This is a genomic window from Cohnella rhizoplanae (assembly GCF_948329515.1).
Taxonomy (GTDB): Bacteria; Bacillota; Bacilli; order Paenibacillales; family Paenibacillaceae; genus Cohnella; species Cohnella rhizoplanae.
In genome coordinates, this window is sequence record NZ_CAOJCN010000006.1 from 250,183 (window position 1) to 272,628 (window position 22,446).

Annotated in this window: 16 protein-coding genes; 10 read left to right on the forward strand and 6 right to left on the reverse strand. The window is 63.2% G+C overall.

Annotated features, from left to right (window positions below):
• Window positions 1-214: 214 nt before the first annotated feature.
• The gene (locus PQG80_RS12625; RefSeq protein WP_271751713.1) at window positions 215-1,078 is read left to right on the forward strand and encodes a DUF72 domain-containing protein; all 864 of its coding nucleotides are present in this window, start codon (window positions 215-217) and stop codon (window positions 1,076-1,078) included.
• Window positions 1,079-1,243: 165 nt separating this feature from the next.
• Entirely contained in the window at window positions 1,244-1,546 is a 303-nt protein-coding gene (locus PQG80_RS12630) for a FeoC-like transcriptional regulator (protein WP_271751714.1), read from the forward strand.
• Window positions 1,547-1,590: 44 nt separating this feature from the next.
• Here PQG80_RS12630 and PQG80_RS12635 read toward each other — a convergent pair whose 3' ends face one another.
• Window positions 1,591-2,682, reverse strand: coding sequence for a cation diffusion facilitator family transporter (locus tag PQG80_RS12635; RefSeq protein WP_271751715.1), 1,092 nt, complete (start codon window positions 2,680-2,682; stop codon window positions 1,591-1,593).
• Window positions 2,683-2,904: 222 nt separating this feature from the next.
• Here PQG80_RS12635 and PQG80_RS12640 point away from each other — a divergent pair, with 222 nt between their 5' ends.
• Entirely contained in the window at window positions 2,905-3,339 is a 435-nt protein-coding gene (locus PQG80_RS12640) for a GNAT family N-acetyltransferase (RefSeq protein ID WP_271751716.1), read from the forward strand.
• Between the two features lie 82 nt (window positions 3,340-3,421).
• On the opposite strand, the gene PQG80_RS12645 is transcribed toward PQG80_RS12640, so the two are convergent.
• Window positions 3,422-4,198: an AraC family transcriptional regulator gene (locus tag PQG80_RS12645; protein ID WP_271751717.1), complete on the reverse strand. Its 777-nt coding sequence runs from the start codon at window positions 4,196-4,198 to the stop codon at window positions 3,422-3,424.
• 157 nt (window positions 4,199-4,355) lie between these two features.
• Between PQG80_RS12645 and PQG80_RS12650 the strand changes: the two genes are divergently transcribed.
• The 3 genes from PQG80_RS12650 (at window position 4,356) to clpB (ending at window position 9,366) form a co-directional block, all read left to right on the forward strand.
• Window positions 4,356-5,291 (forward strand): nucleoside hydrolase, encoded by a 936-nt coding sequence (locus PQG80_RS12650; RefSeq protein ID WP_271751718.1) that lies wholly within the window; start codon window positions 4,356-4,358, stop codon window positions 5,289-5,291.
• A gap of 316 nt (window positions 5,292-5,607) precedes the next feature.
• Window positions 5,608-6,612: a DnaJ domain-containing protein gene (locus tag PQG80_RS12655; protein ID WP_271751719.1), complete on the forward strand. Its 1,005-nt coding sequence runs from the start codon at window positions 5,608-5,610 to the stop codon at window positions 6,610-6,612.
• 90 nt (window positions 6,613-6,702) lie between these two features.
• The gene (clpB, locus tag PQG80_RS12660; RefSeq protein WP_271751720.1) at window positions 6,703-9,366 is read left to right on the forward strand and encodes an ATP-dependent chaperone ClpB; all 2,664 of its coding nucleotides are present in this window, start codon (window positions 6,703-6,705) and stop codon (window positions 9,364-9,366) included.
• 309 nt (window positions 9,367-9,675) lie between these two features.
• Here the strand turns inward: clpB and PQG80_RS12665 are convergent, their stop codons facing one another.
• Window positions 9,676-10,653, reverse strand: coding sequence for an SDR family oxidoreductase (locus PQG80_RS12665; protein WP_271751721.1), 978 nt, complete (start codon window positions 10,651-10,653; stop codon window positions 9,676-9,678).
• A gap of 131 nt (window positions 10,654-10,784) precedes the next feature.
• On the reverse strand, window positions 10,785-11,204 hold the full coding sequence (locus tag PQG80_RS12670) for a GNAT family N-acetyltransferase (RefSeq protein WP_271751722.1): 420 nt from the start codon (window positions 11,202-11,204) through the stop codon (window positions 10,785-10,787).
• Between the two features lie 196 nt (window positions 11,205-11,400).
• Here PQG80_RS12670 and PQG80_RS12675 point away from each other — a divergent pair, with 196 nt between their 5' ends.
• Window positions 11,401-11,574 carry a hypothetical protein gene (locus PQG80_RS12675; RefSeq protein WP_271751723.1) on the forward strand — a complete coding sequence of 58 codons (174 nt, stop codon included), beginning with the start codon at window positions 11,401-11,403 and terminating at the stop codon, window positions 11,572-11,574.
• 99 nt (window positions 11,575-11,673) lie between these two features.
• Here the strand turns inward: PQG80_RS12675 and PQG80_RS12680 are convergent, their stop codons facing one another.
• Window positions 11,674-14,757 (reverse strand): DEAD/DEAH box helicase, encoded by a 3,084-nt coding sequence (locus PQG80_RS12680; RefSeq protein WP_271751724.1) that lies wholly within the window; start codon window positions 14,755-14,757, stop codon window positions 11,674-11,676.
• Window positions 14,754-16,367, reverse strand: a complete 1,614-nt coding sequence (locus PQG80_RS12685) for an SWIM zinc finger family protein (protein ID WP_271751725.1) — start codon at window positions 16,365-16,367, stop codon at window positions 14,754-14,756. The genes PQG80_RS12680 and PQG80_RS12685 overlap by 4 nt, the downstream gene beginning before the upstream one ends.
• Window positions 16,368-16,552: 185 nt before the next feature.
• Between PQG80_RS12685 and PQG80_RS12690 the strand changes: the two genes are divergently transcribed.
• The 3 genes from PQG80_RS12690 to PQG80_RS12700 all read left to right on the forward strand — a co-directional run bounded on the left by PQG80_RS12690 (window position 16,553) and on the right by PQG80_RS12700 (window position 22,128).
• Entirely contained in the window at window positions 16,553-19,717 is a 3,165-nt protein-coding gene (locus PQG80_RS12690) for a glycoside hydrolase family 44 protein (RefSeq protein ID WP_271751726.1), read from the forward strand.
• A gap of 177 nt (window positions 19,718-19,894) precedes the next feature.
• Window positions 19,895-20,950, forward strand: a complete 1,056-nt coding sequence (locus PQG80_RS12695) for a hypothetical protein (protein ID WP_271751727.1) — start codon at window positions 19,895-19,897, stop codon at window positions 20,948-20,950.
• 74 nt (window positions 20,951-21,024) lie between these two features.
• Window positions 21,025-22,128: an acyltransferase family protein gene (locus PQG80_RS12700; RefSeq protein WP_271751728.1), complete on the forward strand. Its 1,104-nt coding sequence runs from the start codon at window positions 21,025-21,027 to the stop codon at window positions 22,126-22,128.
• Window positions 22,129-22,446: the final 318 nt, after the last annotated feature.

The window sequence follows — 22,446 nt, forward strand, 5'->3', positions numbered from 1 at the left end:
AACTAATGTTGACGCACCTCCTTTCCTGTAACAGCATTCTACCACAGCAGCAGACGGAAAAGATAGTCTATTTAGAATAATCAGTTTATATTTTTTGGAGAATAACCGGTCATGCCGATTGTCGGTCGAGCGAGCTCGCATTTATTCGTTCATTCATGCTCCAGGCGTGTAAAATATGGATATTGGCCAATCATGCACAAAGGAGGCGGCGGTCATGATACGAATCGGATTGACGGGCTTCGGCGATCACGAAGAGCTCTACGGCCGGACGAAGGCCGGCGAGCGGCTGCGCGAATACAGCAAGCACTTCGACATCGTGGAGATCGACAGCTCGTTCTACGCCGTACCGTCCGTGAAGAATACGGCGAAATGGACGGCGGACACGCCGGACGGCTTTCAGTTCGTCGTGAAGGCTTACCAGGGGATGACGGGACATCTTCGCGGCAAGAAAAACTATTTCGACGATGAAGAGAGCATGTACAAGGCATTCCACGAGGCGATCGCGCCGATGCGCGAGGCGGGCAAGCTTGCGGCTGCGCTGTTCCAATACCCGCCGTGGTTCGACTGCACCCGCGAGAACGTCGAACTGCTGCGCCGGACGCGGGCATATATGGGCGACGTGCCCTGCGCGCTGGAGCTGCGCAACCGGAGCTGGTATTCCCCCGCGTTCCGCGACAAGACGCTCGCTTTTATGAAGAAGGAATCGTGGATCCATACGGTCGTCGACGAACCGCAGGCGGGAGAAGGCTCGATCCCGATCGTCCCGGTCGCGACCAGCGGCGACATGACCTACGTGCGACTGCACGGCCGCAACGAAGGCGGCTGGCATGCGAGCGGACATCCCGAATGGCGCAAGCTTCGCTACCTGTACCATTACGATGCCGAAGAGCTCGCCGAGTGGCGGGATCGCCTGCTGGCGCTTGAGAAGGACACCGGCGCGGTGTACGCGGTGTTCAACAACAACTCGGCCGGAGACGCGACGCCCAACGCCAAAGCGCTGATGGACATGCTGGCCGGCATGGCGCCGGACGCGGCCGCCGCCCGGGCGGACGAGCGGTATCCCGTATCGGCAATCTAGTGAAGTCGGCCGTCCCTGTGGTATGATAGACGCAACTACAGCGAGACGGGCGAGGGATGACATATTTCCGAATTGCGCGTGGACCATTGCCCCGGATGCGGCAGGATCTATCAGATTAATCTCAGGCAGATGTGCGCCGCCTGTTCCGCCGCCGAGGATGCGCTGATGAATCTCATGGAAAAAGAGCTCAGAAGCAATCGCAAGCTGACGACGGAGGAGCTCGCCGAGCGGGTGTCCGAGAAGCCGGAGACGATCCGGTCCTGGATCCGTAAAGGAAAGCTGAAGGTATACGATTATCCGAATCTGGCCGATGCGTGCGATCTGTGCCAGGCCCCGATCCGCAAAGGCAAACTGTGCACGAACTGCTCGATGCGGATTAAGAGCGAGGTCGCGCACGTTTACGAGCAGGAACGGATTATGCAGGAGCGCAAGCGCAGGGAGAACAGCTTTTTGAACAAGCGCAAATAAAGAGGGAAGCCGCGGCGCGCCGCGGCCTCCCTTTTTTGCTGTCGCTATACGGTAATCTCTCCGTGCCGGATGGCGCCGCTCTCGACCTGGATGGTCGCGTGGCCGATGCCGAAGCGGCCTTCGATCAGGGAGATCGCGCGCTGCAGCACGTCTTGGCACTGGACGCCTTCCTCGACGAGGATATGGCAGCTGAAGGAGTCGAGACCGGAGGTGATCGTCCAGATATGAAGGTCGTGGACGTCGCGGACGCCCGCGAGCGTGAGCAGCGCGGACCGGACCTCGTCGTGGTCGATGCCGGCCGGCGTGCCCTCCATCAGCACGTGGACGGTCTGCGAGATGACGAGCCATGCGCTGCGCAGAATCAGCACCGAGACGACGATCGAGATGATCGGGTCGGCGATATACCAGCCGAACGCCCACATGAGGACGCCGGCCGCGATGGCGCCGACCGACCCGAGGGCGTCGCCGAGCACGTGCAGGTACGCGCTGCGCATGTTGACGTTGTTCTCCACGTCTCCCTGGCGCATGAGCGCCCAGGCGCTGGCGAGATTGGCGATCAGGCCTACCGCGGCGATCGCCATCATCGGGCCGCCGGACACCTCCGGCGGAGCGGCCATGCGGCCGACGGCCTCGTAGACGATAAAGCCTGCGATGACGAAGAGCGCGACGCCGTTGAACAGCGCGGCCAGAATCTCGAAGCGGTGGAAGCCGTAGGTCTTGTTCGCCGAGGCCGGGCGCGAGGCGAACCAGAGCGCCGCCAGGCTTAGCGCCAGCGCGCTCGTGTCGCTCAGCATGTGGCCCGAGTCGGAGAGCAGCGCGAGGCTGTCGGTGAGCAGGCCGCCGAAGAACTCCAGCAGCATGATGCCCGCCGTGATCGCCAGGGCGATCGTCAGTCCTCGGCGGTCGCCCTCCCGCCCATGGTGATGTCCGCCGATGCCGTGGTGATGGTGGCCGTGATGGGCGTGACCGTGCGAGCGATGCGAATGGCCGCCGTGGGCGTGCGAATGTCCGTGCGAATGATCGTGATCGTGCGCGTGCGAGCAAGACGCCGAATGCGCATGCGCGCCGTCCGGACCGCTCCCCCGAGCAGGATCGCCGAGCGGTTCGGCCGTCTGCCGTTCGTTGCGTTTGTCCATTGCCTTCAGCCCTTCCGTCTAGCGAGCGTTATAACATATGAATACTTGCTCATATTATAAAACGTTTATCCAAATTGTTCAATGACGAAACGCGCTGGCGCGGGTCCGGTGCAGGCGGATTCGCTGGAAAGCGAGCAAGCAGGACGCACGGCTGAATAACCGGGGGCGAAGCGGGTATATAGTAGTATATGCCATAGCGGCTTATTGGAGGAGGCGATTGCCATGAGCAGTCCGATGGAAGGCATCAAGAAAGAGATGGATAGCATGAAAGGGCATATCGACGGCATCAAGTCCGACGTTCAGGATACGATCGGCAGCGTGAAGGATACCGTGACGGAAGCGAAGGATACCTTCAAGGGATGGAAGAAAAAAGACGAGGTCGGCATTATTCATAAAGAGGGCAACGCCTTCGTGGTACGCGAGAACGGCGAGCAGATCGGCGAGATTACGTTCATGCCGGACGGCGAGAACGTCTGGCTGCTGAACCATACGTACGTGTCGCCGGCTTACCGGGGCGGCGACATCGCCAGGCGGCTGCTCGCTAGAGTCGTCGAGGAGGCGCGGGCGGAGGGCAAAAAGATCGTGCCCGTCTGCTCCTATGCGCTCGTGCAGTTCAAGCGCAACGTGGAGTACGAGGACGTCTGGCAGCGGAATTAACGCGATTCGGCGCCGGGCAGCAGCAGGCGCAGAAGCGTACCGCAGGCACGTTGCGGACGCTTCTTTTTTTGCGCCCGGTCAATTAGGAATAGGAAGATTTGCGATACGCGCCAGGACTCATGCCCGTCTCGCGCTTGAACTGGCTGCAGAATTGAGAATCGCCGGCGAAGCCGCAGTTCGCGGCGATCTCGGCCATGCCGAGCTTCGTTCCGCGGAGCAGCGCCCGGGCATGCCCGATCCGCCTGCATAGGACGTATCTGCCCGGAGACATGCCCGTCTGCTCCTTGAACAAATGACGATACCGGTCGAAGCTGTAGCCGGCCATGGCCGCCAGCGCATGGAAGTCCACCCGCTGATGGAAGTTTTCGTTCATATAGTTAAGCGCATAACGGAACTTCTCCTCCGCGTGCGTCGTCGCGTCCTCGCCCCGCGGCCTGCGGCGCTGCAGCACCAGCACGAGCTCGGACGTCAGCAGATCGAGCATATCCATGTAGGCCTCCTCTTTGTTCCGCATTTCCTTGGCCATTTTGAGCAGCAGCGGCAGGAGGGGCTCCATGGCGTTGTCTTCGTCCGAGGGAGGCTTGTCCGAAAAGACGCCTTCGGGCAGCGGCGTATCCCGCATCGGGGCGAAGCCAAGGCAAAGGACCTCGGTCTCCGCCTCGTGGCGCTCGTCGTGCCTCGTGCCGGGGCGGATCAACGCATACTCGCCCTCGCGGTATTCGTAATTGCGATCGCCGATCCGCGTCCTGCCGCGGCCCTTCGCATAATAGACCAGCTCGTAGCAGCCGTGCCGATGCGTGTTCACGCCGCCGCCCGGCTCGTGCCGCGCGGGGAACAAGAATTCAAGCCGTGCGCTCAAGCGTCTCCCTCCCTTCGAATTCAGCCAAATCGTGATATAAACCGGCCGGATCGGTATACGACCGGACAGGCGCGATATATATAATTTAAATCAAATCTTACCATAAGCCATCGCTTCCATCAGCCAAATTCGAACATCGTGAAGGAGAATGCGACAAATGCCGAAGACGTGGACATCGATGACGCAGGAACGCCGGACCGCCCTGCTCGCGCATCCCGGAAAAAAAGTATCCATCGTGCTCGATACGGATACCTACAACGAGATCGACGATCAGTTCGCGCTGATCTACGCGCTGCGCTCGCCCGAATCCGTGGAGGTCGAGGCCGTCCATGCCGCGCCGTTCCACAACGAGCTGTCCGACGGTCCGGCCGACGGCATGGAGAAGAGCTACCGGGAAATTCTGAAAATCCGGACGCTGGCCGGGCGGGAGGACCTGCCCGTATACCGGGGATCCACGGCCTATCTGCCCGGTCCGGAGACGCCGGTCGAGAGCGAGGCGGCCCGGGATCTTATTCGACGAGCATTGGCGCGAGGCGAGGACGACCCGCTCTATGTCGTCGCGATCGGCGCGATCACCAACGTCGCGTCGGCGCTGCTGCTCGAGCCCGCGATCGCGGACCGGATCGTGCTGGTCTGGCTCGGCGGGCATGCGTTTCATTGGAAGGATACGCGGGAGTTCAATCTCGCGCAGGACGCGCACGCGGCTCGCGTCGCGTTCGATTCGGGCGTACCGCTCGTTCTGCTGCCCTGCATGGGCGTCGTGTCGCATCTGACGACGACGCTGTCCGAGGTGAGGGATCACGTCAAGGACAAGGGGGCGCTCGGATCCTATTTGTACGAAACGTTCCGGGCATGCATGGACGATCACGTCGGGCGCTCGCGCGTCATCTGGGACATGACCGCGATCGCCTGGCTCATCCGGCCGGCGTGGTGCCCGAGCGAGCTCGCGCCAAGTCCGCTGGTAACGGATGACTGCCGCTGGGCGACGGCGCCCGGCCGGCACGAGATCCGATACGTCTCGCATGTCGACCGCGACGCGATCTTCTCCGATCTGTTCGCCAAGCTTGGCCGGGCGAGCGGCCGCGAAGCCTGAGGATGCGGTTTGCCGTATATTTGAACGATATCCCCTTCGCGCAGGATGCGGCGAAGGGGATTTTTTGATGGTGCAGGCAGAAGGGTTTCTTCGAATGAGAGTGCAAGTTGGGCTGCGACAAGTGGGAATTTCCGATAGTCGGTTATTGGTCAGAAAAGGTCAATAACGCCTCCTCTGTTGCTCTTCAGCGTTCCGGACGGCCGTAAATCGCCTTAAACGATCGATTATCGCCTTTGGCGAACGCGTGTCAGGGGCGTATAATGATCTTAAGGTCAGATAAGGTCAGAACTAATCCGCCCGGGGGAGGCGTTGTGCCATGACATTCGGCAATCCGTATGAAGCGCTCGGCGTCGGCAAGGATGCTTCCAAGCAAGAGATCAAGAAGGCCTATCAGAAGTTGGCCAAGAAGTGGCATCCCGACGTCAACAAAGCCCCCGAGGCCGAATCGAAGTTTAAAGAAATCGCGGAGGCTTACGATATTCTGAGCCATGACGACAAGCGGGAAGCTTACGAAGAGGAGCTGCGATATGCCGCCATGCGACGAGGCGAATACGCGGGACGAGCGGGAAGCGGCCGGTATGGTGAAGGCGCGCAGGATAGCGGTGCCTGGGGCCGGAGCGGCCAGAGAGCGTCAGGACTGACGGAGGAGGAGCTGTACGACATGCTCTTCGGAAGAGGCGGCGGGATCGACGGCTTCTCCGGCATGGGCGGCTTCGCGGGCATGGGCGGCGGCTTCGGCGGCGCGTCGGCACGAGACGATGGGGGCTTCGACCCTTATAGCGAAGGGACCGGAACGCGGCATGCCCGTCTGGACGTGACGCTGGAGCAAGCCTGGCATGGCGCCAAGGTCCATGTGAAAATCGGTGCCAAAGACATCGCGCTGCGCGTCCCCGAACGCATGGCCGACGGCACCGTCATCCGGCTGAAGGGCGACGGCGCGAACGGATTCCGGGAAGGCGAAGCGCTGCTGATCGAGCTGGCCGTCGCGCCCGACGCCTCGTATGCGATCGGCGATGACGGAGATCTCCGGGCGACGCTGCAGGCCGCGCCTTGGCAGGCGGTACTCGGCGGAGAGGCGCGCGTGCGCCTGCCCGACGGCGGGCAGGCGAAGCTGCGGATTCCGCCCGGCTTCCCCGCGGGCAAGCAGCTGCGCATTCCCGGCAAGGGATTGCGCCGCCGGGACGGCGGATACGGGGACATTCTGTTCGACGTGGAGATCGTCGTCGGCGCGAACCCGAGCCCGGCGGAGCGGGAGCTCTACCGCCGACTGGCGGAGAGCAGCGATTTCCAAGCCGGCGTCAAGACGCGCCTGGCAGACTGACGACGGCGCCAATGGCAAAGACTCGATGAATAATAGCATCGATTCGGGGCAAGCAGGACATCATTTTATACGACAAGGGGAGATGAACCTATGGACTTCAACAAATATACGCAGAAACTCCAGGAGGCCGTAGCGGGGGCGCAGTCGCTGGCCGGCGCGAGCGGGCATCCGGAGATCGATTCGCTGCATCTGCTGGCCGCGCTGCTGAAGCAGCAGGACGGCTTGCTGCCCAGATTGCTGCAGCGGGCTGACATTCGGCCGGCCGAGGCGGACCGGCAGGCGATGAACCGGCTCATGAAGCGGCCGCGCGTCGGCGGCTCGGATACGGTCAAACGCTATGCTGCGCCGGCGCTCGTGGCCGTGCTGGAGCAGGCGGAGCGCGAAGCCGCCGCCATGGCGGACGAATATGTGGCCGTCGAGCACGCGGTGCTGGCGATGGCATCGGCGCCGAGGGACGGCAATCGCGACGTGCGCGAGCTGTTCGACGGCTTTGGGCTGACGCGCGAGCGACTGCTGGCGGTGCTCAAGGAGATCCGCGGCCATCAGCGCGTGACCAGCAGGGAACCGGAGGCGACCTACGAGGTGCTGGAGAAGTACGGGCGGGACCTCGTCGCAGAGGTGCGTGCCGGCAAGGTCGATCCGGTCATCGGCAGGGACGGCGAGATCCGCCGGGTGATCCGCATCCTTTCGCGCAAAACCAAAAATAATCCGGTGCTGATCGGGGAGCCCGGCGTCGGGAAGACGGCCATCGTCGAGGGGCTGGCGCAGCGGATCGTGCGAAAAGACGTGCCGGAGGGTCTGAAGGACAAGACCGTGTTCTCGCTCGACATGAGCGCGCTCGTCGCGGGCGCGAAGTATCGCGGCGAATTCGAGGAACGGCTCCAGGCCGTGCTGAAGGAAGTGAAGGAGAGCGACGGCCGGATCATCCTCTTCATCGACGAGCTGCACACGATCGTGGGCGCGGGCAAGACCGAAGGCGCGATGGACGCGGGCAATATGCTGAAGCCGATGCTGGCGCGGGGCGAGCTGCACTGTATCGGGGCGACGACGCTCGACGAATACCGGACTTATATCGAGAAAGACCCGGCGCTCGAGCGCAGGTTCCAGCAGGTGTTGGTCAGCGAGCCGAACGTCGAGGATACGATCTCCATTCTCCGCGGCTTAAAGGAGCGGTTCGAGCTTCACCACGGCGTCAAAATTCACGACAGCGCCCTTGTGGCGGCGGGTACTTTGTCCAATCGCTATATCGCGGACCGCTTCTTGCCGGACAAGGCGATCGATCTGGTCGACGAATCCTGCGCGATGATCCGCACGGAGATCGACTCGATGCCGGGCGAGATGGATGAGGTCATGCGGCGCATGATGCAGATGGAGATCGAAGAGGCCGCGCTAAAAAAAGAATCCGACGAAGCGAGCAGGCGGCGGCTGGAGGCGCTGCAGCGAGAGCTCGCGGATCTCAAGGAGAAGCATCTCGGCATGATGGCGCGATGGGAGAAGGAGAAGGCGGCGATCCAGGGCGTCCGCGACCTGCAGAAGCGGCTGGAGCAGGCGCGCAAGGAACTGGTCGACGCGCAGGAAGAATACGATCTGAATCGTTCGGCCGAGCTGAGCTACGGCATTATCCCCGACCTGGAGCGTCAGCTCAAGGCGGCGGAGGAGGCGGCCGAGCAGGACGGCGAGTCTCGCCTGCTGCGGGAGTCGGTGACCGAGGAGGAGATCGCCGACATCGTGTCGCGCTGGACCGGGATACCGGTGAAGCGGCTAGTGGAGGGCGAGCGCGACAAGCTGCTGCGGTTGGAGGAGACGCTGCATGAGCGCGTAGTCGGGCAGGAGGAGGCCGTCGGCCTTGTCGCCGATGCGGTACTGCGGGCGCGGGCGGGCATTCAGGATCCGAACCGGCCGATCGGCTCGTTCCTGTTCCTCGGGCCGACGGGGGTCGGCAAGACCGAGCTGGCCAAGGCGCTGGCCGCCACGCTGTTCGACCGGGAGGATGGCATGATCCGGATCGACATGTCGGAGTATATGGAAAAGCACAGCGTGTCGCGTCTGGTGGGGGCGCCTCCCGGATACGTGGGTTACGAGGAAGGCGGCCAGTTGACGGAAGCCGTGCGCAGACAGCCTTACACCGTCGTGCTGCTCGACGAGGTCGAAAAGGCGCATCCGGACGTATTCAACGTACTGCTGCAGCTCCTTGACGACGGACGTTTGACGGACTCGCAGGGACGCGTCGTCGATTTCAAGAACACGATCGTCATCATGACGTCGAATATCGGCTCGCCGCATCTCCTGCAGGGCGCGGACGCAGGCGGCGACATCGTGCCGGCGGTGCGCGACCGGGTGATGAAGGAGCTGACCGGCCACTTCCGGCCCGAGTTTCTGAACCGCGTGGACGACATCGTCCTGTTCAAGCCGCTGTCCATCGTCGAGATCGAAGCGATCGTGCGCAAGCTGGCGCGCAGACTCGGCGAGCGGCTGGCGGAGCGCGACATCGACCTGCGGCTGACGGATGCGGCGATCCGGTTCATCGCGCGGGAAGGCTTCGATCCCGTATACGGGGCGCGGCCGCTCAAGCGGTTCATCCAGCGCCACCTCGAGACGCGCGTAGCGAGAGCGCTGATCGCCGGCTCGGCGCCGGAAGGCTCCGCGATGACCGTCGACGAGGCGGACGGCGCCCTGTCGGTGGAGATCCTTCCGGCAGATTCGTCTGATAACGGCGCAGACCGGCCTGCCGCCGAGCGGCTCCAGCCCGTCTGATACTTGAATTGAGATCGACGAGGCCATCCTTCGTCCTGGTTCGCGCCAGGGCGGAGGATGGTTTTTTGCCGTTTGAACGATATCCCCCTCGGTCAGGACATAACGGATCGAGGTCAGGGCAGCCGGATACAAAGTTTGCGATAAGCTGATGAGGAGATCCGGTTCCCTGATGGAAGGGGATATCGTTAAAATACCGCGAAGACTTCTGCCGCCGCGCGGAAAACGCCGTGCCGGCGCAAAACGCAATATATTCAGGGAATGGGCCGCTCGGAGATCGCCATGCACGTCGAGCCAAAATATGCGGCGGATTTAAGAGCTGGTCGAAGCGCCGCCGTCTACATGAAGTACCTGCGCCGTGACGTAGCGGGAGTCGTCGGATGCGAGATACACGTACGTGGGCGCCAGCTCGAACGGCTGGCCCGGCCGACCGAGCATGGTCTCGGTGCCGAAGACGGCGACGCGATCCTGGGAAAAGCTGCTCGGGATCAGCGGGGTCCAGATCGGCCCCGGCGCGACGGCGTTCACGCGGATGCCTTGCGGAGCCAGGTTGCGGGCCAGCGCGCGCGTCCAGCCGACGATCGCGCCTTTGGTGGCGGTGTAGTCGATGAGCGTTTTTTCGCCGACATAGGTGACGACCGAGGCCGTGCCGATGATCGAAGCGCCGGGCTTCAGGTATTGGAGCGCGGCCCGCGTCGTGTGGAAATGAGAGAAAAAGTTGACCTTGAACGTATTCTCGAGTTGCTCGTCGGTGATGTCCTCGAGGCTGTTCTGCTGAAATTGGATGCCGACGTTGTTGACGAGCGCGTCCAGGCGGCCGTAGGCCTTGAAGGTATCGTGCGCGATCGATTCGCTGACGCCCTTGTCGCGCACGTCGCCGGGCAGGAGCAGGCAGCTCCTGCCGTAGGATTCGACGCAAGCCTTCGTCCGCTCCGCGTCCTCGTGCTCGTCGAGATAGGAGATCGCGACGTCCGCGCCCTCCTTGGCGAAGGCGATGGCGGCCGCCGCGCCGATCCCGCTGTCGCCGCCGGTGACGAGCGCGACTCTGCCCGCCAGCTTGCCGCTGCCTTTATAGTGCGGATTGTCGACGATGGGCCGCGGGACCATCAGGCTCTCGACGCCGGGCTGGCGGTATTGGCGCTGCTCGGGTACGCTGAGGGCTACGTCCTCGTACTGGGTGACGGTTCCATAGGTCGGATAGAGCGGGTAGGGATCGGTCAGCTTCGCTACTTCGAATTGCCGCTGCAAGCTCCTGATCTGTTCGAGCTCGCTCTCTCGCTTGTCGGTCATGGGGGCCTCCCGTGGACCGGTGCCGAGCGCTCCGGTTAACCGGAGCGCCTGCCGGTTCGTTCGTTTTCCACACGGTATGCCACGGCGGCTAGACAGGTGCCTAGACCCCGACAGTGGGGCATAAGGTTCTGTTAGAGCTTTTTCGTCAGCGAATAACCCAGTTTTTGATAGCCCATCTTGTTCTCGTAGAAGCGATGGGCTTCGACGCGGGATATTCCGGATTCCAGCGCGACCATGGCGCATCCGTTTTCCGCGGCGTAACGGTGAACGTACGCCAGCAGGACTTCGCCGTGACCTTTGGAACGCGCGGAGGCCTTCGTCACGAGATCATACACAAATACATGTTTTCCGAAGTAGAAATTGGTCAGCACGATGAGGCCGGTCACCGCGACGATCCGATCCTGTTCGTACAGCGCGAACATTTTATATCCTTCATCCTTCATGCCATGAAGAAGGGCGAGGTATTCGTCGCGGTCGAGATGCGTTCGCAGCTCGCGCATGACGGGATAGGCCTCGAGCCATTCTTGCTCATGGATCAACGCTTTAATCATGGAAAGTCTCCTTGTCCGCGAGATGCGGCTCGTTTTAAGTATAAGAATCATTATACGACGATTCGTTCCGGATCGGACATACTCGCGCGGCGCGGCCGCCGCATAGGCTGGGAGAGCGATGAGCCCGAGCTTCATGGCGTGAAACGATCCGATGGGACTCCGATGGAGCCCGGTGGAGCCGATGGAGGATGATCCCTTGAAGATCCCGTATTCGTTTAGCAAAAGCGCGAACGCGCTGCTCGTGAATGATTCGGATGCTATGGTGAAAATCGTATACGCGGACGATGTCGCGCTGAACCTGCCGATCATCGGCCCACGGCCGCCGTACTACGCGCATCCCCGGTACGAGGGTCACTATCCGCTGATTTGACAGCCGACAGGCCGATGAACGAAATGCAAAGAAACGCCTCCCGCAAAGAGGCGTTTCTATTGCGTGCTGGCTAAACCGCGTCGGCGGCAAACCCGTCCGTCAGCCGATCCCGCGGCGCAGGGTGATAAGCTCGCGCAGGTCGTCGGTCGACAGCTCCGTAATCCAGCCCTCGGAGGAGGAGATGACGTTGTCGCTGAGCTGCTGCTTGCTCTCCAGCATCTCGTCGATCCGCTCCTCGAGCGTGCCGAGGGAGATGAACTTGTGCACCTGCACGTCCTTGGTCTGGCCCATCCGGTAGGCGCGGTCGGTCGCCTGGTTCTCGACGGCCGGATTCCACCAGCGGTCGAAGTGGAATACGTGGTTGGCGGCGGTCAGGTTGAGGCCGACGCCCCCCGCCTTGAGCGAGAGGATGAACACGCCGGGCTGCTCATCCTGCGGAAGCGTCTGCGACTGGAACCGCTCGATCATCCGGTCGCGCGCGGTCTTGGACGTGCTGCCGTTGAGATAGAGCACGGGCTCGCCGAGCTCCTGCGACAGCACGAGGCGCAGCATCTCGCCCATGCCGACGTACTGGGTGAAAATTAGGCAGCGGTCGCCCTCGTCCCGCAGCTCCTTGACCATGGCAAGCAGCCGCTCGAGCTTCGCGGAGCGCGAGACCATCTCGGCGAGCTCCGCCTCGGAAGGGGCGGGGGCCGGGTCGGCCGCCGCCTTCTTGGCTCCGCGCGCCGTCTCCCCAGCCGGAGCCGGTTCTAATGCAGGCGCCGTCTCGGGCGCGGGAGCCGAACCGGCTGCGCCGGCGGGGACGACTGCCGCGGTGCTTGCCGCCGCGGGCTGCTCCTTGGTTAGGAGCGCGGGGTGGTCGCACACCTGCTTAAGCCGGGTGAGCGCGGCCAGGATCGCGCCTTTGCGCTCGATACCCTCGAGCTTCTTCATGCGCTCGAGCAGGTCATGGACCGTCTGCTCGTAGAGCGCGCTCTGCTCGGGGGTCAGCGGCACGTATGATTTCATCTCGTTTTTCTCGGGCAGGTCGAGCTGGATGCTCGGATCCTTCTTTTTGCGTCGCAGCAGGAACGGTCCGACCAGCCGCTTGAGCTCCGCCGTGCGGCGCTCGTCCCGGTTCCGCTCGATCGGCGTGGCGAACCGCTCCTGGAAGGCGCGCTGCGTCCCCAGATAACCCGGCGCGATGAAGTCGTAGATCGACCACAGCTCCGCGAGCCGGTTCTCGATGGGGGTGCCCGTAAGCGCGATGCGCTGTCCCGCGGACAGGCTGCGTACGGCGGCGGATTGCTTGGTCTGCGCGTTCTTGATATTCTGCGCTTCGTCGAGACAGATGGCCGACCATACATAAGTTTGCAGCAGCTCTTGGTCGAGCGACGCCGTCGCGTACGACGTGAGCATGACGTCGGAGGCGGCGGTCAGCTCGCCGAAGGCTTCGGGGTCGGCGATCCGGCCGCCGCCGTAGTGCAGGCTGACCGCGAGCGTAGGCGCGAAGCGCGCGAGCTCCTTCTGCCAGTTGCCCAGCACCGAGGTGGGGCAGACGATGAGCGCCGCCCGGCGCCGCTCGGGCGGCGTATCCTGCCGCAGCTGCAGCAGGTAGGCGATGAGCTGGACCGTCTTGCCGAGGCCCATGTCGTCCGCGAGGACCGCGCCGAGCCCGAAGCGCCGCAGCGCGGTCAGCCAGCCGAAGCCCTCGCGCTGGTAAGTCCGCAGCGTCGCCCGCAGCTCCTCGGGCGGCTCGGGGAGCGGCCACTCGGAAGGACGGCCGAGCTGCGCGAAGAACGCGGCGAGGTGCTCGTTCAGCTCGACCTCGAGCCGCACGCGCGCCGCGTTCTCCGCCGCAGACTCCTCGGTCTCGCCTTCGTCCTCGTTCTCGCCGAGCAGGTGGAGCTGCAGCACGTCCTGGAACGAGAGGCCCTGCGACTTGTCCATGCCCGTCATCATGCGCCGGATTTGCGCGAGCAGCGCGGGATCGAGCGCGATCCACTGGCCGCGATAGCGGACGAGCCGCTGGTTGCGCGCGAGGAGCGCGGCGAACTCCTCCTCGCTGAGGTCGGCGTCCCCGATCGCGACGCGCCAGTCGAAGTCGACGATCGCGTCCAGGCCGAACAGCGAGCTCCCCTTGCCGCCGGACTCGCTCGAGATCTTGGCGCGCAGCCGGGGCTTCTTGCGGCTGGCGGCCTCCCACCATGCCGGCAGCAGGACTCGCCAGCCGGCTTCGAGCAGGCGGTCGCTGTCCGCCGATAGGAATCGCCAGGCGGCCTCGTCGTCCAGCGGCGCGGCCAGCACGTCGCGCGGCCCGCCGGCGAGGCGCGCCGGCGGCAGCACCGCGCGCAGCCGCTCGAGCCAGCCGCCGGCGCGTTCGCGGGCCTCGTCGCTCCAGGCCGGCGGCCAGCGCCCGGAGATCGAGCCGTCCGCGCCGAGCCGCGCGGCGTGCACGGCCGTCTCGTCCCGCTTGCTCTGGAGCGCCAGCTGCAGCCGCCAGTCGTCCGGCGCATCGCCCTCCGGATCCGGCTCGAGCAGCCGCAGGACCGGCCGGAACGGCGCCGCGTCCTGCCGCCAGCCGATCGCCTCGAGCCAGCCGCGCTCGTCCATGCCGGCCGCGGACGCCGCGCTCGCGTCGAACAGCAGCGGATGCTCGCGCCGCAGATCGGCGTAACCCGTCTCCGCGCCGTAGTGGCGCTCCCGCACGGCCTCGGAGTAGGCGGCGCGCAGGCCTTCCAGAAATTCATCGTCCGCCTCTTCGTCTGCCCCGGACGGCAGCTCGCCTTCCCAGGTCCAGCGAAGCAAGCCGCGGCGGTAGGATTCGAGATGGGGGATATACCGGCTCTCTTCGACCCAAGCCGCGAGGACCGGGGCCCACGCCGAGAGCGTGCGGCCTTGCCCGGAGATCCGCCAATCCACGTGCTTCAGCAGCCGCGGCTCCGCGAAGAAGGCGAGCACATGCTCGGCGGGGAGAACGACGATCTCCGCCTTGCCCTGGATCAGATCGACGCCCGCCGGCAGCTCCACCTGGCTCACCTCCAGGCTCGTCCCGTAGAACGAAGCCTCGTGCCAGGCGAACAGCCTATGCTTCAGAAGGAGGCCGGGCACGTAGCCGTAGCCTTCCAGTACGCCGTATATCAACGCGTCGCCGTGCTCGCTCAGGCGGACGTCGACGCTGATCGTATCCCGGTGCGCGTTCATGACAGCTTTCCTTTCCGCAGCTCTTCCTGCAGCGCGCGCAGCCTGCTGTGGCGCAGCTCGAACAGCTCGTAGAATTCGATCCAGCGCTCTTCGCGCTTCAATTTCTTGTACAGCTTGGCCAGCCGCTTGAGCAGCTTGACCGCCGATTTGTAGCTGGCTCTGTTTTTCATCCCCACGTAACGTTCGACTGCCTGATGGTAAAAAGGAAGCAGCGCATGCGGGGCATGCTTCTCCAGCGGCGCCAGCTCGGTGGCCCGGTAGTCGAGCGGCTCGCGGCCGAACGAGAGCTGAATGTCGATCCACTCCTCGTACCGCCCGGCGGCGAGCAGCCGATCCTCGTAGATCGATTGAGAGGCGGGCAGCAGCGACTCGAGCGCCTCCCACATCCCGGGCTCCGCCTCGGGCAGCTTGGCGACGGCCGCGTCCCACAGGCCGGCATACGCCTCGAGCTCCCGCAGTCGCCTGCCCGCCATCCAGGGCGCGAGCGCGGTCAGCCAGCGGAGCAGGCGCTCCCATTGTTCCGTCCTGGCCAGCTCGCCGAGCAGCTCCATGAGACCGCCCGCGGAGGCCGCGCCTTGGCGCCCGCCTTCGCCCCCGAGCAGCGCCAGGGCGCCTTCGTCGTCGGACAGGCCGAATCTCATGCGCAACGCGGCCGTATTCCAGGCGCCTCTGCTCTGCGCGGGCAGGCCCGGTTCGGCAGCCTCGAGCGCGCGGAGCTCCTCCGCGTAGAGCGCCTCGCTTCCGGGCCGCGCGGCGAGCCACGTATCCCATAGCGCGCAGTAGTGCTTGAGGTCGTAATCCTGCGTCGGACCGGGCGTCAGCATCGCTGCACGCAGACCGTCTGCCGTCTCGCGCAGGCGGCTCTCCAGCAGCGGCTCGCCAACGTCAGGCAGCGGGCGCGCCAGGCAGCCCATCGCGGCTTCGTGCAGGTCCGTCACGGCCAGATGCGTGAAGTAGCCGAGGTACGTATTCGACCCGAGCGCCGGATTGCTCTGGGTCTCGGCGGCATGGCGCATGAGGAACAGCAGCGCGTTCAGCTCGAACATCCGCTCCGCGCCAGGCGCGAGCTCCGGCTTAATCTTATAGAACAGCCCGAGCGCCTGCTTCACGTACTGCGTGTTGCGCACCTGGTGAGCGATGGGCGCGAGACACCTGTCGAACAGGTCCAGCCACTCCGGCACGCTCATCTCGGGGATCCGGGCGGCGTCCCTCGCGAGACGCTCGATCGCGGCGTTCTGCTTCCCGGCGCCGGAGGCGGGACGCGGGCGGGACGCGAGCGTCGTGGCGTTGGCTAGCGCCGGGACCGGATAACCGTGATAGCCGGCCCATTCCATCAGCGCCGCTGCCATATGCTTGCAGGGGCGGCCGACGGGACAGGTGCATTCGCTCCCCTTCAGGTCCCCCAGATCGATCCGCGTCCGGTAGGACTCCGTGCCCGCTACCGTGGCATGCAATTGCCGCGTAGCCTCGGGATCGTCGAGCGCGGCGCGCCCCTGCTTGTAATATTGATAGCCGCGCTTAAGCGTCAGATCGTCGAACGCTTCTGCCGCGCGGCGCAGCAAGTCTTCCCACCGCGGGTCGTTTTCCGGCGGCGCATCTTCTGTGAACATCGCTAGACCTCGCTTCGGTTCCGGTTTTCTTGGAGCTCTTATTATACCATCTCTCGCACACATGTTCGTACTTGCGGATGCGATATGAGGATGATAATTTTTGTTTTTTGTAATGCCGGACACATAATTGCGGTCGCCCGCTCTGTTAAGCTGACGTGGCACTACACAGAGAGAGGGAGAGATTCATGAGATTCGCTGGTCTGAAAAAAGGAATCGGAAAAAGAGCGATCGCCGCGATGGCCGCGACGGCGCTATTATGGGGGAGTCTAGCGTCCGCGGGCGCGGGAAGAGAGGCTTATGCCGCCGCGGAATCTTACGCCACGTCGGCGACGGTAACGCCGGGCGCAGTCAAGGCGGGCGAAGAGATGACGATCGACGTGCGGGTGACGTCCGCGGAGGACGCAGCCGTGCTGCTCGACGCGGAGGTGTTCGACCCTGCGCTCGTAAAGGTCGGTCAAACGTTCAAGGACAACGTGCAATTGAAGGCGGGCGTCGAGAAAACGGTCGCGTTCACCTGGCGCGTGCCGGCCGGCGCCGCGCCGGGCAAGTATACGATCAGCCTCGGCGTGTTCGGCGCCGGGTGGAGCGCTTACCATAAATGGCATGCCGGCGCGGCCTTCGTCAACGTAGAAGCGGGACCGGGCGGCGGAGACGGCGGCCAGACGCCGGTGCCTACGGCCACGCCGACCGCTGCGCCAACGGCCACGCCAACGGGCACGCCGGCCGGCTCGCCGACGCCGACGCCTACGGCAGCGCCGACCGCGACGCCGACGCCTACGGCAGCGCCGACCGCGACGCCTACGCCGACGCCCCCGGCGGGGCCGGCGCTCGAGGTGCGCGTGAAGACGGGTAACAAGGCGACCGCGCAGATGCCGACGCCGGAGCTCGAGATCTTCAACAAGAGCGCGGCGCCGATCGACTTGGGCGGCGTGACGGCGCGCTACTACTTCACGATCGACGACGAAAGGCCGCTGACGATCGGCTTCTGGAGCACCGTGGCCAAGGAAAAAGTGACGGCGCGCTTCGTGAAGATGCCGGTTCCCGCCGAGACCGCCGACTACTATCTGGAGCTGGACTTCTCGGCCGATGCCGGCGTGCTGAAGCCGGGTGCCAAGGCGGGCGTCTATACATGGATCAACAAAGACAATTGGTCCAGCTTTACGCAGACCAACGATTATTCCTTTACGGGAGCTGCCTCGTCTACTGCGAGCGACAAGACGACGGCTTATGTCGACGGACAGCTTGTATGGGGCGCCGAGCCGAAGCTGCTGGACATCCCGGCCGCGCCGGCCGCCATCGCGGGCGAGCCCGCCGAGACCGAAGTTCTGCTGTCTTGGGAGCCGGTCGACGGCGCGACGAGCTACGACGTAAGCGCGGACGGCACGATCGTACAAGGCATCGCGGAGACGTCTTACCTGGATGCGTGGCTGAAGCCGGGGACGAAGCATACGTACAAGGTTCGTACGCGCAAAGGGGACAAGGTCGGCATCTGGAGCGGCGCCGTCGTCGTCCGCACGCTGGGCGAGCAGGACCTGCCCGCGCCGGTCAATGTCCGCGGCAAGACGACGGAGAGCAGCGTCGCGCTGACCTGGTCCCCGCTCGGAGAGGAAGTAACCGGCTACGAGGTCGAGGTTGACGGCGCCGTGACGGACGTCGGCCTGCAGACTGCCTACACGCATAGCGCTTTGGCCGCAGGCACAAAGCACGTTTACCGGGTGCGGGCCAAGGATGGAGAGACGCGCGGCAAGTGGAGCGACAAGCTTGTGACCAACACCGTGCTGACGCCGAACGGCGACTTCGACGTACAATTCGACATCGATCCGGATGCCGAGCGCGCGCCGATCAGCCCTTACATTTACGGCACGAACGACGATCTGACCGGTACCGAGCATTGGGGCTCGCGCCGTACGGGCGGCAACCGCCTGACGACCTACAACTGGGAGACGAACGCTTCCAATGCCGGCGACGACTGGGATCACAGAAGCGACAACTACGTGCCTTGGTACTACGGCGGCGTGCCTTACGGCGGCAATATGGACGAGCCGGGCATCGGCATCGCGGGCTTCCATCAGAAGTCGCTGGCGATGGGCGCGTACACGCTGGCTACGCTGCAGACCGGCGGCTACGTCGCCGCGGACAAGGACGGTGCCGTCCATTCGTGGGAGACCGCCCCTTCGGATCGTTGGGTGCCGGTATACGCCGCGAAGAACGCGCCGTTTAGCCTGACGCCCGACTTGAACGACAACGCCGTTTATATGGACGAATTCGTCAACTCGCTCGTTCACCGGTTCGGCGACGCGGGCACCGCGACCGGCATCAAGGGCTACTCGATCGACAACGAGCCGAGCCTGTGGCAGAAGACGCATCCGTACATGCATCCGGACAAGCCGGGCGCTGCGGAGGTGACGAACAAGGGCATCGCGCTCGCCAAGGCGGTCAAAAAAGTAGATCCCCGCGCCGAAATGTACGGCCCGGCCTCCTACAGCTTCGACGAGCTATACAGCATGCACGCGGCCGACGACTGGGAGTCGCTCAAGAGCGGCGGCTACCAGTGGTTCATGGACTACTATCTGGACAAGTTCCGCGCGGCCTCCGCGCAGCAGGGCACACATCTGCTCGACGCGGTCGACTATCATTGGTACCCCGAGATCTCGGCGGGCGGTTCGCGCATCACCGATCTGGCCTCCTACAATAATCTCGAGGCGAACAAAGCCCGCATGCAGGCGCCGCGGTCGCTGTGGGACCCGACTTATACGGAGAACAGCTGGATCGGCCAGTGGTACAGCTCGTTCCTGCCGATCCTGCCGCGGACGCAGCAGTCGATCGACGCCTACAATCCGGGCACGAAGATCGCGATTACCGAGTACAACTACGGCGGCGAAAACAACGTTTACGGCGGCATCGCGCAAGCGGACGTGCTCGGCATTTTCGGAAAATACGGCGTTCATCTCGCGACCTTCTGGAAGATGGTCAACGGGCTCAAGGAGGCGCCGTACATCTCGGCCGCGGTCAAGCTGTTCACCAGCTACGACGGCCAAGGCTCGGGCTTCGGCGCGACCAAGGTCGAGGCCGAGACGAACAACGTCGAGAACAGCTCGGTATACGCCTCGATCTCGGACGAGAGCGCCGGCGAGCTGCACCTGATCGCGTTGAACAAAAACAACGACTACGCCATGAACGCGACGATCCGCATCGCCGGCGAGACCCCATATCGGCACGCGCGCGTATACGCCTTCGACGGCTCGAGCGCCGAGATCGTCGAGCTGCAGGACGTAGCGGACATCCAGGGCAACGCCTTCACGTACAAGCTGCCGAAGCTGACGGCCGCCCATATCGTATTGACCCAGTAAGTGTCTCGTCCACCGGCGAGGCGCGCGGATCCGTTCCGCGCGCCTCGTTTTTTTGCATGCTTCGACGGATGACGCCGGATTTTAGATGCAATATCTGACAGGCGGGTAATACATACGTAACGGCAATCCGGCTCCGATGCAGCCAGACCGATTGCCGGTCGGGAGGAAGACATCCGAATGCTTCGCAACATAGCCGCAGCCCCGCTGTACCCTTGGGCCGGCCAACCGTCCGCCTACGACGCGATCGTGCTGCGGACGGGCCAGGACGGCAAGCTCAAGTCGCAGGCGCTGCCCGACGACGACGATTATGCGGACAAGCCCGAACGGCGCGATTTCCTCCGCCAGTACGGGATGGAGGGATACGTTCCGGTCGGCGAGGCCTGGGACGAAGGCGCCGCCAAGCCGTTGACGCGACTGCTCGTCCGGCTCAGCCGCGAACGCAGCGTCCGCAACCGGCGAGCCGCCTATATCGCGCTCATGCGCGACGAGTCGCTGGACGCGCTCAGCCCTGCGCTGCAAGCCTTACATAAGCTGCCTGGATTGCATGCCGGCAATCTGTACGAAGAAGCGTTGTGGATGGCGCGCCACGGCGCGCACCGCAACGTCGTCAAGTTCGGCCTCGCGCTGCTGAGCCAGTACGGCAGCGAGCGGCACAAGGAGCTCGCGTTCACGCTGGGCAAGCACGAGGAGTTCACGCTGTACGCGGCTTCCGCGCTCATCGGCATGGAGCAGGCGAGCAAGACGCTCTGCGAGCTGGCACGCTGCGTCGATGGCTGGGGCCGCGTCTACCTGGTGGAGCGCCTTGATCCGGAGACGCAGGAGATTCGCGATTGGCTGCTGCGGGAGGGCTATCGCAACCGGGTCGACGATGGCCTGCTCGCCTACACATGCGCGCTCAAGGGAGAGCTGGAGGAGGCGCTCGAGGCGGAGACGATCGACCCGGAGCTGTTCGCGGGAGCGGGCGGCATCCTAACCGCGTTGATCGCGGGCGGTCCGGCGGAGGACATCGACGACTACGAGCAGGCGATGCCCGTGATCGGCGCGTACCTCCGCCACGCGGAGCGCATGTGCGCGGACGCGGCGCATCTCGCCGGGGTCCGGGCCATCGAGGGCTTCCTCGAGCAGGACGAGCGCGCGTGGGAGAAGCGGTACCGGAGCGGCTGGACGCCGGAAGCGCGCCACGGCTATCTGGCCATCGTCCGGCTCATCGCCGGGAAGGTTCGCGTCGGTTAAACGCGGACTTAAGGACTATTTACTTATCCCTTTTGGTGATACAATATGTATCTAAAAGGGATTGGAGTCCAGTGATGATCAAGGAAATCAGTTTATTGCGCGGTTTGTCATGCTTATTCATCGTGTTGGTTCATTGTATCGAACAAGCTGAAGGCGATTACGCCAATATGGGCTCGCAAGGTCAAGGTATGACTTCCCTGGTCTTTTTGAAGCTTCTATTAAAGGTAGGCACCGGCATATTCGTGTTTATTTCCGAGTTCATATTGGCCTACAAATATCCGGACAAGCTGCCGGAAGGTTTCTTTGCGAAACGGGCGCGTTTTCTCCTGATTCCTTTTGCGGTCATGGCCGTCTTTTATGCAGCCTTCAGAATTCTTATCGTCGAAGGCTCCAGTCCGGTAGAGTTTCTCAAGCAAATTGTCCTTAACGTGTTTTTCGGCGGTTTTCACGGCTACTTTATCATCATCATTTTTCAATTCTATTTATTGCATGCGCTGTTTGTCCGCTACGCCGCGCGTATCAAGATGGCCTACATGTTGACGGGAGCGCTGCTCGTTAATCTCGCCTACTTGGGCTTCTTCAACTTTGTTAGTCCGCCTTCCATCCCACGCGCCGATTACATCTGGTATAACGTGTCTACGCTTCCGCTTTTCGGCTGGCTGTTTTACTTCGTGCTGGCCTATTATTGCGGCACGCGCTTCGAAGCGTTTAAGCGCGTGCTTGCGAAAGGCCGTTATCTGATCGTCTCCGTCACTATGGTCACGGCGGCTGCCTGTATCGCCGCGGAGAGGGCGCAGTTGTTTCCGGTCAATACTTCCAAGCGGATCGACGTGTTTTTACTCACGTGCTGCACCGCGTTATTATTGTTTTCCATCGGCTTATTGTTGAAACGCGTGCCGGCTTGGCTAACGCAGGTTAGCAACTATTCCTTTGGAATCTATTGGCTCCATTTTGTTTTTATTGCGCTGGCATCGTTCGCTTTACGTTCTTTTATGCCTATGTCCGGCTATCTCTATGTGGGCATTCTCCTCATTATAAGCACGGCGCTCGCCATGGCCGCTACCGAGCTGCTGCAACGCATCCCATACGGCGTTTACGCGGTAGGTCGCGTCCGCGATCGCGCCGAACGATCACGATCAGGTCGCCTCCCGGCACAGGGGACCCATCGCCTCTCGTAGAGAAGGCGATGGCACCGCTAGCCGGCGCAAGAGTGGCATCGCCTCTGTAGTGAAGGCGATGGCTCCAATCGCGGCGAAGATTGAAGGCCGCTTCGCGAGTAGCATAGGAAGCAGGGTATCGTACCAGGCGATCGGACTACAAAAAAACAGGAGGCAGCGACGCGCGTCGCTGCCCCCTGCTTTTTACTTGCCTTCCAAAGATTAAAAATTTAAGATATATAAAAATACTATATTGACAATAATTTGGTTAACATGGTATATTTGATCTCGTTGATTTAAACGACAGATTAACTTCAGCCATCCGGCAACCTTCCACAC